This is a genomic window from Paraburkholderia sp. OAS925 (assembly GCF_040543975.1).
In the GTDB taxonomy this organism is placed as follows: domain Bacteria; phylum Pseudomonadota; class Gammaproteobacteria; order Burkholderiales; family Burkholderiaceae; genus Paraburkholderia; species Paraburkholderia graminis.
On sequence record NZ_JBEUNO010000002.1, the window covers coordinates 2,946,852 to 2,959,806 of the forward strand.

A 12,955-nucleotide genomic window follows, 5' to 3' on the forward strand; every position below is an offset into this window, starting at 1 on the left:
GACCGGAGTTCAAGCATGGAAACCAAAGCGCAGTTGACCGCGGACGCCGAGCGCTACGGCGCGTCCGACGCGGGGAAAGGCCCGTTCGCATGGTATCGGCGGATCTCCGCGGCCGAGAAGCGTGCGTTCTGGAGTTGCAAGATCGGCTACGTGCTCGACGCAATGGACACGCAGTTCCTGAGCTTCGTGATTCCGACGCTGATCGCGACGTGGGGCATCACGCGTGGCGACGCGGGACTGATCGGCACCGTCACGCTGCTGAGTTCCGCGGTGGGCGGATGGGCAGCGGGCGTACTGTCCGATCGTGTTGGACGAGTGAAGACCTTGCAGATCACGATCCTCTGGTTCGCCGTTTTCACGCTGGCGTGCGCGCTCGCGCAGAACTTCTCGCAGTTGCTGTGGGCGCGAGGATTGATGGGGCTCGGCTTCGGCGGCGAATGGACGGCAGGCGCCGTGCTGATCGGCGAAGTGATTCGCGCACGCGACCGCGGCAAGGCGGTCGGGCTCGTGCAGGCCGGATGGGCGATTGGCTGGGGCGTGTCGACGTTGCTCTTCATGGCCGTCTTCTCGCTCGTTCCGGCCGACTACGCGTGGCGCGTGCTGTTCGCGATCGGCATCGCGCCTGCGCCGTTCGTGATCTGGATTCGCCGCTTCGTCGAAGAACCGGAGGTGCATCGGCGGCAGAAAGAGGCGCAGGATGCGGCGCAGGCGCGTCCTGCGCTGCTCGATATTTTCCGCGGCGACATCGTCTGGACGACATTGCGCGCGTCCATTCTCGCGACGGGTGTGCAAGGCGGCTACTACGCGGTGACGACGTGGCTGCCGACGTATCTGAAGACGGAGCGGCACCTGAGCGTGATCGGCACCGGCAGTTATCTTGGCGTCGTGATCGTCGGATCGTATTGCGGGTATCTGACGGGTGCGTATGTGAGCGACCGTATTGGCCGCAAGCGCGCGTTCATTGCGTTCGCCCTCGCTTCGTGCGCGATTGCATCGATCTACACGCAGCTTCCGCTCGATAACTTCTCGATGCTCGTGCTCGGTTTTCCGCTCGGGTTCTGCGCGTCCGGTATTTTTTCAGGCATGGGTGCGTTCCTGACCGAACTGTTTCCTACGCGCATTCGCGGTTCGGGCCAGGGCTTTTGCTACAACTTCGGCCGCGCTGTCGGTGCGACCTTCCCGTTCCTGATCGGCTACGTGTCGCAAACGATGACGCTCGGCCACGCAATCGGCGCATTCGCGGCGGCGGCCTATGGAATCGTGATTCTCGCCGCGCTTACGCTGCCGGAAACGCGAGGCCGGGCGCTCGACGACTAAAAAAGCGCGCCCCTGCCACCCTCTTTAGTGCGAGGCTCAAGCCTGTTCGGGCGCGCGGCCTATCACATGCGAGTCGGTTGCTGCCGACGCTTCTCCATGCGCGCGTTCGCGTCCCGACGTGACGACCGCGCCGGTGCCGCCGGGACGCCGCACCGACTTCGCATGCCGTTCGATCAACCGCTGCAGCAGGCAGAAAGCGCACAGCAGCGCGCCGATCACGATGCGGGTCCACCAGGAACTGAGCGTGCCGTCGAACGTAATCAGCGTCTGGATGGTGCCCAGAATGCCGACGCCGAACAGCGATCCGACCACATAGCCGACGCCACCCGTCAGCAGCGTTCCGCCGATCACGGTCGCGGCAATCGCGTCGAGTTCCATGCCCTGCCCTTGCAAGCCGTAGCCGGACAGCACATAGAACGTGAACACCGCGCCACCGAGCGCCGAGCAGAAGCCGCTCAGTGCATACACGCCGATGCGCGTGTGCGCGACCGGCAAGCCCATCAACAGCGCGGAGCGGGCATTGCCGCCCACCGCGTATACGTTGCGGCCAAAGCGCGTGAAGTGCGCGATGAAAATCGCGCCGACGAGCGCGACGAACGCGATCAGCACGTTCGCGGTCACGGAGCCGACGCCGATGTCCAGACGGAAGGCGGAGATCGCGTGGAAAGTGGGATCGGTGATCGTGATCGACTGCGTGGTGATCAGGAAACACAAGCCGCGCGCGAAGAACATGCCGGCGAGCGTCACGATAAACGCCTGCAAACGAAAGAAGTGAATCAGCGCGCCCTGCACGGCGCCGAACACGGTGCCCATCAGAAGAACGATCGGCAGAATGATCCATACCGACAGATGCAGCCGCTCGGACAATACCGCTTCTACAATCGTAGTGAGCGCAACGACAGAACCGACAGACAGATCGATCCCGCCCGACACGATCACGAACGTCATGCCGATGGCGACAATCAGCAGGAACGCGTTATCCACCAGTAGATCGAGCAGCACCTGCCACGAGAAGAAGCCGGTGTACATGACCGAGCCGAAACCGAACAGCGCACAGAACAGCAGGATCGTAACCGCGATGGGCAAGGTGCGCGGATCGACGATATGCGCCCACGCTGCGAACAATCGTCTCATCGTGCCACCCCGCGTTGCTTGATGATCTGCATCCCGAACGAAACCGCGAGCGCTCGCGCAGCCGGCGACTGAATCACGCTCACCGCCAGCACGACCGCTGCCTTGACGACGAGCGTGGCTTCGGGCGGCACGCCGATCGAATACGTCGTGTACGTTAGCGTCTGAATGATCAGCGCCCCGAGCACCGTGCCTGCGAGACTAAAGCGGCCGCCGAGCAGCGACGTGCCGCCGAGCGTCACCGCGAGAATCGCGTCGAGCTCCAGGAGCAGGCCGGCGTTGTTGCCGTCGGCGCTGCGCACGTTCGAGCTGATGAGAATGCCCGCCATTGCCGCCGTCAATCCCGAGAATCCATACACCGCAAAAACCAGCGCTTTCGAGCGCAAGCCAACAAGGCGAGTCGCCACCGGATTCACACCGATGGCGCGGATAAAGAGCCCCAGCGCCGTTCCCTCGACGAGCGCCGCGGTGGCCAGCACAGCGAGCGTCGCAATCCACACCGAGCATGGCACGCCCAGCCAGTATCCGCCGCCGACAAACAGATAGCCCGGCGCGCCGATCGGAATGATTTGCCCTGCCGTCAGTAGTTGCGCGATGCCGCGGCCCGCGACCATCAGAATCAACGTTGCGATGATCGGCTGCATACCGACAAACGACACGAGCACGCCGTTCCACATGCCGCTCAGCACGCCGACGATCAACGCCGCGAGCAACGCCTGAGCGATCAGGCCGCCCGTCGGCACCGGTTGCGTGGCGAGGATCGTCGCGGCCGCCGCGCCTGCGATAGCCACTACTGCGCCGACCGAAATGTCGATGCCGCGCGTCGCGATGACGAGCGTCATGCCCGTTGCGACGAGCACGAGCGGAGCCGCACGATTCAGCACGTCGATTGGCGCGCCGAACAGATGGCCGTCGAGCATACGCAATGACAGAAAGTGCGGATTGACCCAGAGATTGAGCGCGCACAACAACGCCAACGTCACGCATGGCCAGATCAACGGACGCTCGACGCCGTCACGCGCGAGCCAGTTCGATAGCTTCATTCGCCGCTCCCCGCGATGAGTCGGTAGATATTGTCCTCATTCGATGCCGTGCCTCTGACTTCCGCAATTTTGCGGCGATCGCGCAGCACGGCTACCCGATGACTGACGCGCAGCACTTCACTGATCTCCGACGAAATGAACAGAATGCTCAGACCGTTCCCACACAGCGCGAGCAGGCGATCCATGATGTCGAATTTCGCGGCGACGTCGATGCCGCGTGTGGGCTCGTCGAGAATCAGCAGTTTCGGATCGGTCGCAAGCCAGCGCGCAAGCAGCGCTTTTTGCTGGTTGCCGCCGGACAGCAGACCGATAGGCTGCTCCGCGTCCGAAGCCTTGATGCCGAGCCGCTCGATCCACAGATCGGCCAGCTCGCGCGCGCGCTGACGGTTGATCTTGCGCCACCAGCCACGCCTCGCCTGCAACGCGAGAAGGATGTTCTCGCGGATCGACAGGTCGGCGACGATGCCCTCTTTCTTGCGATCTTCGGCGCAGTACGCAATGCCGTGGCGCACCGCATCGTGCGGGGATCGCAGGCGCACCGGCTTGCCATCCACGAGCATCGTGCCGCTGTCGGCACGGTCTGCGCCGAACAGCAGCCGCGCGGTTTCCGTGCGCCCCGAGCCGAGCAACCCGGCGAGTCCGAGTATCTGACCGCGCTGCACGTCGAGGTCGATTGGCTGCAAAGTGCCGCGTTTGCCGAGGCCGCGTAGTTCGATAAACGGCGGCGCGCTGTGATCGTCTTGCGTGTCGTCGCTGTGATCGCACGCTTCGTGAGCGGCTTCGCGCAGACGCTCGCTCATGCGCTCGTGACCGACCATCTTCGAGACGAGCAGATCGGCGGGCAAATCGCGCGCGAGATATTCCCCCTCGCGTTCGCCGTTGCGCATGACCGTGATGCGGTCGGAAATGGCATACGTCTGCTCGATGAAGTGCGTGACGAACAGTATGGCAATACCCGATTGCTTAAGATGCCGAAGTATTTTGAAGAGCTGCGCGACCTCGCTGTCGTCGAGGCTCGACGTGGGCTCGTCGAGGATCAGCACACGGGCATCGACGGAAAGCGCTCTGGCGATCGCCACCATCTGCTGGACCGCGATCGGATAAGCGTCGAGCGAGCGTGTGACGTCGAGCGTGATGTCGAGGCGCGCAAGCGCGGCTTGCGCGCGGCGCTTGATGTCGGGCCAGTCGATCGCGCCGAAGCGTCGCGGCTGCCGGCCCGCAAAAATGTTTTCCGCGACCGACAGGTTCGGGCACAGATTCACTTCCTGATAAAGCGTGCGCACGCCTGCCGCTTCGGCTTCCTGCGGCGACGCGAAGGCCACGACTTCGCCTGCGAGACGGATCGTGCCGGAGTCGGGCGCGAGGACGCCTGTCAGCACATTGATCAGCGTCGATTTGCCGGCGCCGTTCTGTCCCATCAACGTATGGACTTCGCCAGGGAAAAGCCGGAAATCGACGCCCTGCAGCGCCTTCACGCCAGGGAATGTCTTGGTGACGCCGGTTGTTTCGAGGATCGGCTCGTGCGCGTCGCCGTGGTCGGCGGACGCAGCGGCGGCGGACCTTGTCGTGCTCGTGGCCGGCGGTTTGGGTTCGGAAGCGGGATGCGTCATAGACCTCGCTCGAGCGGCGGTGCGTGGGTGGCTGGTGCCTGCGTGCCGTGGTGCCTGTGTGCCGTGGTGGCTTCATGAGGCACGTTTCGACATCGGGTGAAAAGAGACCGTCCGCTGCCCAAGCAATCGGACGGTCAGGCACCGCTGGAGAAACGTTACGTGCTGGTTTGGCTGTGTGCGTTTGCTGGTTGCGTTTGCTGCTTGTTGCTTGCTGCTGCGTTATTGGCCGCTGACGCAGCTTGCAAGCAAGTGTGTTTGCAAGGATGCCTAACTACCTTTTCCTAGTACTTTCGCGTCGGCAAGGTCTGCGCTGCGACGCTCATCGGGAACACGGTCTCTTCCGTCAGGATGCGCTTCGGCAAAGGTTTGCCGGCTACCACGTCCTTGACCGCCGACATCAGTTGCGGTCCGAGCAGCGGGCTGCACTCCACGTCGACATTCATCTTGCCTGCGGCCATGGCCTGGAAGCCACCCTTGGTTGCATCGAACGAAACGACCACGACGTCCTTGCCCGGATGCATGCCCGCCTCTTCCATCGCTTGGATCGCGCCGAGCGCCATGTCGTCGTTATGCGCATAAACCACGTTGATCTTGTTGCCGTAGCTCTTGATAAACGCTTCCATCACCTGCTTGCCGCCGGCCAAGGTGAAGTCGCCGCTTTGCGACGCAATGATCTTGAACTTCGGATCGCTCTTGATCACTTCGATGAGGCCGGCGTGCCGGTCATTCGCCGGCGCGGAGCCGACCGTTCCCTGCAATTCGGCGATGTTGACGGGACCCTGTGCGTCCTTATAGCGATCGGCGAGCCATTTGCCGCCGCGGCGTCCCTCTTCCAGGAAGTCGGAGCCGATCATCGTCACGTACAACGAGGTATCTTTGACGTCGATGTTGCGGTCCGTCAGGATCACCGGAATCTTCGCGGCCTTCGCCTCACGCAGCACCGGTTCCCAGCCGGACTCGACGACCGGCGAGAAGGCGATCACATCGACTTTTTGCGCGATATACGAGCGGATCGCCTTGATCTGGTTTTCCTGCTTTTGTTGCGCGTCGGAGAATTTGAGTTTGATCTTGGCGTCGGTTGCCGCGGATTTCACCGACTCCGTATTGGCGGTCCGCCATGCGCTTTCCGCACCGACTTGCGCGAAACCCAGCGTGATCTGTTTGTCCTGCGCGTGTGCGCCGGGGGTTGCCAGCGTCAGCGCGCCGACACCCGCGCACAGCGCGAGCGCACCCAACGCACGACATGCGGCGCGTCGTGTATTCGCCATGACTGTCTCCTGATCGTTGTTGTGTAGGCGATCCATCGAATCCGACCGGCCGTTGCGGCCGCCGCGATGCGTGGATCGTGATGTAGCGTAGTGTGCCGGGCGTTAACAGTCCAATCATATGATTCGCGGGAGCAATATCAATTTTGGTATAGACGGGGGGGTGGGGCTGTGCGGGTGTGCGCGGGTGTGCGCGGGTGTGCGCGGGTGTGCGCGGGTGTGCGCGGGTGTGCGCGGGTGTGCGCGGGTGTGTGCGGTAGTTGACGTGGTGGTTACGGCTTGGGGGTCGGCTGGTCGTTGCTGGTTTTTATGCGCTTACATTGGCGAGTCGAGCCGTGCGTCGCCTGGTTGGCAGGTCGCAGGGTGAAGTTGAGAAGGGTGGTTCGGGTGCTTCGAGTGCCTCCGGTGCATCGGGTGCATCGGGGCGGGGTCTGCGTTGGGTCGCGTTGCCTGGGGTCTGCCGTGGGTCTGCCGTGGGTCTGCCGGTGGGTCTGCCGGTGGGTCTGCCGTGGGTCTGCCGTGGGTCTGCCGTCGGTCTGCCGTCGGTCTGCCGTCGGTCTGCCGTGGGTCTGCCGTCGGTCTGCCGTGGGTCTGCCGTGGGTCTGCCGTCGGTCTGCCGTCGGTCTGCCGGTGGGTCTGCCGTGCGGTCTGCCGTGGGCGTCTGCGGCAAGTCTGCCCTGGGCCTGCCTGCGGCGGGTCCGGTCCCGGCGAAGAACTTTGCAGGCGCACATCGCCGCTGGATTTAGCCGCGCGACGGTCCGCCGGCCCGCGTATGAGGCGCAACCCACCGGAAAGTCAAATTAATGCGCTCGCCGACAACCCGTGGCTCTTTCGGCACCCGATGCCGCCATTCCGCCTGTGTCTTGCCCTTCATGACCAGCAAGCTGCCGCCTTTGAGCGAGAACGACTGGACGGCGCCGGTCTTGTTGTGCCGCAAGTCGAATGTGCGTGCCGCGCCCAAGCTCACCGATGCAATTACCGGTTCCGGTCCCAGTTCCGGCTCGCGGTCGGCATGCCAGCCCATGCTGTCCGCGCCGCTTCGGTAGCGGTTGAGCAGGACGCTGTTGAATCGGGCTCCGCAAGCCGCCTCAGCATCGGCCTTCAGTTCGGCGACGGCTGCTGTCCACGGCTGCGGTTCGTTACGGATACCGGAATAGACATACACAGCGTCGGCGTCGCCCTGCCATGCCGTCAGCCGCGGCAGCGCGACGCGACCGCCGGGCGTGCCCATGGTGTCCTGCCGCCATTCCACTCCGACGATGAGTCGCGCGAGGAACTGCTCGGCCGTTTCGGGCTCCAGCCAGTCGGGATACCAGTCGACGTCGGGAGCCGGAAGATCATCGAAAAGATCCGTCATGTTTGTGTGTGCGAGCGCAGCGCGGCGCGGCGGTAGAACGTTGGCTATTATGGCTGCAATGGCCGTTAGGAGTTTCGCGGCATCGTGGCGGCTTCACGGTAGTCTTGTCGCGGCTTTACTGCAGCTTCGTTGTGGTCTCTTGCCACTTCACCGCAGCTTCGTTGTGGCTTCGTCGCGCTACTGTCGCTGCTCGACTGCGGCCGCCTGTGGCTTCGGTTCCCGCCTGCTGGCGCTATTTAGTGCGCGTTGCGGATGCGTCTATGGCGCCGCCTGCCGAAACTTTCATTCCGCAGAGACTTCTTGCCGCCAACGCGCTTCCAGTATCGGTTCCTTCAGTGGACAACCATCATGACTCTTTCGGATCAAGCACTCGACCAACTTTTCCGCGAAGCGCGCACGCACAACGCCTGGCAGCCGAAACCCGTCGATGACGCGCTGCTCGGTCAACTTCTCGAACTCACGCTGCTCGGCCCCACATCGGCCAACTCGAGCCCGGGCCGTTTCGTCTTTGTGAAAAGCGCGGCGGCCAAGGAGAAGCTGCGGCCGGCATTGTCGGCCGGCAATGTCGATAAAACAATGGCGGCACCGGTTACGGCGATTGTCGCAATGGACATGGCGTTCTATGAGTATCTGCCTAAGCTTTTTCCGCACGCCGACGCTCGGAGCTGGTTCGCTGGTAACGACAAGGCGATCGCCGAGACCGCATTTCGCAACTCGACGCTGCAGGGCGGCTACCTGATTCTGGCGGCCCGCGCGCTCGGCCTCGACACTGGCCCAATGTCAGGCTTTGACGCGGCGAAATTGGACGAGGCGTTTTTCGCGGGCACGACAGTGAGGTCGAACTTCCTGGTCAACCTCGGCTACGGCGATGCGTCGACTCTGTTTCCGCGCAGCCCGCGCTTCAGCTTTGACGAAGCCGCGCGGATAGAGTGAAGCGCTGCTTTAGCTGAAGATCGCGATGTAGAACACCACGACGCCGATCACTGCGCCGACAAAGCAGAAATTCTCTTCTGTGCCGTCGCCATTCGAACGGAGCCACGCGCCGACCACGCCGAAAAGCCCCGCGATACCGAGCGCGACGCATAGCATGACGATGTAGAAGAGCGCGCTCTTGCCTAGTTCGGAGAAGTCGACATTGCGCACGCCGAGATACAAACCCAACGCCATCAACGATATGCCAACGAGAGGGAGCATGACATGGCTGCCCTCATATCCAACGTGATGCGCGCGGTGCGCAGAGTCCCCGTGATGAAAACGATGGCCTGATCCGAGCAGTTTCATGATCGCCTCCCGCCTCGCCGTTCTAGGCGATAACAACAATCGAGCCGGGCCGCTGTTTGGTCAGTCGATTTGGCAGCGGCTCTTGATGCCGACCGGCTCACTTCCAGAATACTCCACCCGCATCGGTAATTCAAAGCCCATTTAATTAGGGCTATCCGGGAACCTGCGGACCGTTTAGACACGCTGGGACCCTGGATTGAGCACGCCCGTTGCATGTCTCAACAGCACTGCTGCGCAGCAATACAAGCTGGCGTCGCTTTGCACGCTCAGTGTTTTTGCGGCCGTCTGCGCACGAGCGCGCATGCCGGTAGAATGGCCTTCGCCCTAGCCTTGGTCGCTCGCCGCGTCGCTACGGCAACTGGCCGCCGCCGTTCAGCTCATGCCCTCCGGCTCTTACCCGCCCTCACCTTCCCTATGCGCCGCTCATCGTTTCTTGTACGCCTCATCTTCATTGGCATTCTGCTGCACATCTATGTGGGTTTCCGCCTGATCCCCGACATGCCGGTGAGCATCACTGTCCGCTGGCTATCGGGGTTGTGGCTTGTGCTGTCCGTCTTTGTGATTCCGCTGGGCATGCTCGCGCGCACCATCGAACAGCAGCCGCTGGGCGATCGGCTAGCGTGGGTCGGCTTGCTGGCGATGGGTTTCTTCTCCTCGCTGCTCGTGCTGACGTTCGTGCGCGACCTGACCCTCGCCTCACTCATGACCGTGGACGCGATGCGGCCTGGCACGTTCCCTCTCGAACGTTGGCGAACCGGCACTGCGGCGGCTGTGCCATTGCTTGCATTACTGTCGACGCTGATCGGCCTCTTTAACGCTCGCCGTCGCGCAAGAGTCGTGACAATCGAGGTCCCGATCGACGACTTGCCCGCTGCCCTCGACGGCTTCACCATCGTTCAGATCAGCGACATTCATGTGGGCCCAACCATCAAACGGCGCTATGTCGACGCTATTGTCGACGCAGTGAATCGTCTGAAGCCTGACCTCATAGCCGTAACGGGCGATGTCGTAGACGGCAGCGTGCCGCAGTTGACTCACCACACACAGCCGCTCTCGCGGTTGACTGCGCGTCACGGCGCATACCTTGTTACAGGCAACCACGAGTACTACGCGGGAGCCAATGCATGGATCGACGAGTTCCGTCGGCTCGGACTCCACGTGCTACTGAACGAGCATGTGGTGGTCGAGCACGACGGCGCCCGCGCCATAATTGCCGGCGTGACCGACTATTCAGCCGGCCATCATGATCCCCTTCATCGCAGTGACCCAATGGCCGCAATCGCGGACGCACCAGGCGACGTGCTAATCAAGGTACTTCTCGCCCACCAGCCACGGTCCGCCGAAGCAGCCGCTGAAGCGGGCTTTACACTGCAGCTCTCAGGTCATACACACGGTGGTCAGTTCTTCCCGTGGAATTTTTTTGTGCGGTTTCAGCAACCGTTTACCGCCGGCCTCGCTCGCCTGAACGGGCTGTGGGTGTACACGAGTCGCGGCACCGGATATTGGGGACCGCCAAAACGGCTCGGCGCACCGTCAGAAATCACACGATTGCGCCTTGTGCCCGGCCAGCCAGACTAAGGCAGGAATCTAGCGCAGATGCCCGTGGCGATGAAAGGACTACGCCTTTTTAGCTTGGACGCCAGTCAATCGTTATAGGCGCAACATGAATATGCGCTTTACTGCACGGGCGCCACGGCGACACTGACTTGCGGCGCGAACGCGACCAACACCTGCATCCCCGGCGTTACATTGACGAGTTTTGCCGGGTCGCGGCCCTGAATGTGGAACACGGCTCCGTTCGGCCCTTTCAATGCCATGACACCGGACGCGTGGTCAATCGCCTGGACTTCTGCACTGACATTCTGTTCCGGCTTCGCTTGCCCGATCGACGCCGCAACAGCGGCCGCACCTTGTCCATCAGCACCGCGCGTAATGCTGATCACGGCATTGCGCATCATGCGGATATGGACTTTGCCGCCTTGAGCTATTCGCGCAAGATCTCGCGTATCCGTAATGTCGAACGACGCCTCGCCACCCTGCGGGTCGCGCACAGTCACTGAATGCCTTGCGTGGTCGACGGATTTCACCACGCCCTCGGCCTGCAACGTGCTGCTCCCTTCAAACGGCGCGGGCAGCCCTGCAGCAAACGACGCAAAGGAAGCTGCGGCGACGAACGCACCAGCAACGATCCCAAGAGCTTTACGTTTCATACATTCCTCATTGACGTGAACGGACTCGAACCGGCGCCGTGGTGCCAACCGGTATCGTGCGCCGAGGCTTAGAACGTTACCGCGCGCGCAGATCCGGGTGTTTCGGATAGTGTGTTTTTAATGATGGCGGACGTCAACGTTTGGACTCCGTATCGTCTTGTCGATTGGTCTGCATCGGCAACCGAAATTTCCCAGAGACGCCGGTACACGTTTGGTCTACAGTTGGCTTACAAGACATTGAGACAATGTTAATTCTGTATCCTGAATATGGACTGCCCAGGAAGCTTCGACTAAGCTCTGTCACCGCGCATTGTTCACTTAACTATGGAGTCTCGATTATGGAACACAGCATCATTGCATGGCTTATCATCGGCGCGATCGCAGGCTGGCTTGCTGGCGTGCTCGTTAAAGGTGGTGGGTTCGGGCTTATCGTCGACATCATCGTCGGGATCGTTGGCGCGTTCGTCGGCGGTTGGCTCGCCCGCGTGCTGCACATCTCGCTCGGGAGCGGCTGGATCGGTTCGATCATCACCGCAGTAATCGGCGCAGTCATTCTGCTGTTTATCATCCGGCTCGTCCGACGAGGCAGCTGAGTTCAGCGTGAGCCTCTCCGGCGTCAGCGGCAATGCCGCCGGCGTCGGTCTCGCGCTCTTTTCACCGGCCTTGCGCTTTTTGTAGCGGTCTCGAGCTTGCACCGCTTTGCGGCCGGTTACACCTTCCCTTCGCTGCGTCGGCAACATTGATTACTGCTTGCCGCAGCCGCCTATGCCAGCGTAAAGCAAGTTGCAGCCGATGCGGGTGGTCCTCCGCTCTCTGCGCATCTTGCAGCACTAACGACATATCTTCCGATATTGCTGATGCGCTCTGTCTTGAATATCGGGCATGACGCGTCTGCGCGGCGCGAGGTTTCGCAGTCGTCGTTGCGATTGAGTCGACGTCGCGTTAGTCATGTCGACGATGCAGAGCCTCCAGCACTAAGTTCAGAATGCGACTGCGTTCGCAAATGACTTCGTCGCAAACATGACGCGTCCCTTATTGCCTTAAAGATCGCGTCGCCCGCGGGGTGTCATTCATCTATGCGTGCCACTCGCACGTGTGGCTTCCGTCCGGTTCTATTGCGACCGGACAAAAGCCACTGAATGACTTGCGAACGATTGTTGAGCTCGTGTGGCGTAGCAGGAAGCGACGGCAGTGACGCTCGAGTTCGCTCAACACTAATGCGTAAAACGCAGCCGGGAAAAGTCTATCGACTCCGGATGGCGAGCTTAAGCTTGCCGACATGCTTGAGTTCAACGGTCTAAGGCGCGCCGCGCTTTTCCAATAGTTCTCGATGGCGCAAAGACGCACGTAGACGATGCACCTATGCTATATCCACCATCGTACTGATCCCCGGCTGGAATCGCTGCAAAAGTCGAGTGGAATTGCGCGAACGTGCAGTCCTGAATTTGTCACTTGCGGCACCGTATCACCGCTTTTGTGAAGCCTCATCGAGGCTGCAGTGCTTTGGGACTATCTGGCCGAGGCCGGCGATTCGCCTCGCGATAATACCGCTATGCAGCGTGGTAGCGGCATACAACCGATATTCACTGAGTTATGAACTCGCGGAAAATCGAAGTCATACTGACAAAGACTGGCGACTCGTGGGCGGCTAACGGCCGCATTCGGTTGGCTGGAGCTGAGTGGTTATGCCGGCGCTCTGCGCATGGGCGGGCGGTGACGGCGCCGTATTTTCCAGCGCCGT

The 12,955-nt window shown here is 61.8% G+C and carries 11 protein-coding genes; 4 read left to right on the plus strand and 7 right to left on the minus strand.

Annotated elements, in window-relative coordinates; genetic code table 11:
- Positions 1 to 15 precede the first annotated feature (15 nt).
- Positions 16 to 1,317 (plus strand): MFS transporter, encoded by a 1,302-nt coding sequence (locus tag ABIE53_RS31895; RefSeq protein WP_192700336.1) that lies wholly within the window; start codon positions 16 to 18, stop codon positions 1,315 to 1,317.
- Between the two features lie 36 nt (positions 1,318 to 1,353).
- On the opposite strand, the gene yjfF is transcribed toward ABIE53_RS31895, so the two are convergent.
- The 5 genes from yjfF to ABIE53_RS31920 form a co-directional block, all read right to left on the minus strand.
- Complete coding sequence (gene yjfF / locus ABIE53_RS31900) at positions 1,354 to 2,451, minus strand: galactofuranose ABC transporter, permease protein YjfF (protein WP_053860221.1); 1,098 nt, start codon at positions 2,449 to 2,451, stop codon at positions 1,354 to 1,356.
- The gene (locus ABIE53_RS31905; RefSeq protein ID WP_029971816.1) at positions 2,448 to 3,491 is read right to left on the minus strand and encodes an ABC transporter permease; all 1,044 of its coding nucleotides are present in this window, start codon (positions 3,489 to 3,491) and stop codon (positions 2,448 to 2,450) included. Before ABIE53_RS31905 ends, yjfF begins: the two co-directional genes overlap by 4 nt.
- Positions 3,488 to 5,101: a sugar ABC transporter ATP-binding protein gene (locus tag ABIE53_RS31910; RefSeq protein WP_192700337.1), complete on the minus strand. Its 1,614-nt coding sequence runs from the start codon at positions 5,099 to 5,101 to the stop codon at positions 3,488 to 3,490. The genes ABIE53_RS31905 and ABIE53_RS31910 overlap by 4 nt, the downstream gene beginning before the upstream one ends.
- A 281-nt stretch (positions 5,102 to 5,382) precedes the next feature.
- Entirely contained in the window at positions 5,383 to 6,369 is a 987-nt protein-coding gene (locus tag ABIE53_RS31915; protein ID WP_192700338.1) for an ABC transporter substrate-binding protein, read from the minus strand.
- 739 nt (positions 6,370 to 7,108) lie between these two features.
- On the minus strand, positions 7,109 to 7,723 hold the full coding sequence (locus ABIE53_RS31920) for an alpha-ketoglutarate-dependent dioxygenase AlkB family protein (protein ID WP_192700339.1): 615 nt from the start codon (positions 7,721 to 7,723) through the stop codon (positions 7,109 to 7,111).
- Between the two features lie 348 nt (positions 7,724 to 8,071).
- Here ABIE53_RS31920 and ABIE53_RS31925 point away from each other — a divergent pair, with 348 nt between their 5' ends.
- Complete coding sequence (locus ABIE53_RS31925) at positions 8,072 to 8,656, plus strand: malonic semialdehyde reductase (protein WP_192700340.1); 585 nt, start codon at positions 8,072 to 8,074, stop codon at positions 8,654 to 8,656.
- A gap of 9 nt (positions 8,657 to 8,665) precedes the next feature.
- On the opposite strand, the gene ABIE53_RS31930 is transcribed toward ABIE53_RS31925, so the two are convergent.
- Positions 8,666 to 9,004, minus strand: a complete 339-nt coding sequence (locus tag ABIE53_RS31930) for a hypothetical protein (RefSeq protein ID WP_192700341.1) — start codon at positions 9,002 to 9,004, stop codon at positions 8,666 to 8,668.
- Between the two features lie 414 nt (positions 9,005 to 9,418).
- On the opposite strand from ABIE53_RS31930, the gene ABIE53_RS31935 reads away from it, so the two are divergent.
- Positions 9,419 to 10,582 carry a metallophosphoesterase gene (locus ABIE53_RS31935; protein WP_192700353.1) on the plus strand — a complete coding sequence of 388 codons (1,164 nt, stop codon included), beginning with the start codon at positions 9,419 to 9,421 and terminating at the stop codon, positions 10,580 to 10,582.
- 98 nt (positions 10,583 to 10,680) lie between these two features.
- Here the strand turns inward: ABIE53_RS31935 and ABIE53_RS31940 are convergent, their stop codons facing one another.
- Positions 10,681 to 11,214: a hypothetical protein gene (locus tag ABIE53_RS31940; RefSeq protein ID WP_192700342.1), complete on the minus strand. Its 534-nt coding sequence runs from the start codon at positions 11,212 to 11,214 to the stop codon at positions 10,681 to 10,683.
- A 338-nt stretch (positions 11,215 to 11,552) separates the two neighbouring features.
- Between ABIE53_RS31940 and ABIE53_RS31945 the strand changes: the two genes are divergently transcribed.
- Positions 11,553 to 11,807 carry a GlsB/YeaQ/YmgE family stress response membrane protein gene (locus tag ABIE53_RS31945; protein ID WP_006053258.1) on the plus strand — a complete coding sequence of 85 codons (255 nt, stop codon included), beginning with the start codon at positions 11,553 to 11,555 and terminating at the stop codon, positions 11,805 to 11,807.
- The last annotated feature ends 1,148 nt before the right edge of the window (positions 11,808 to 12,955 follow it).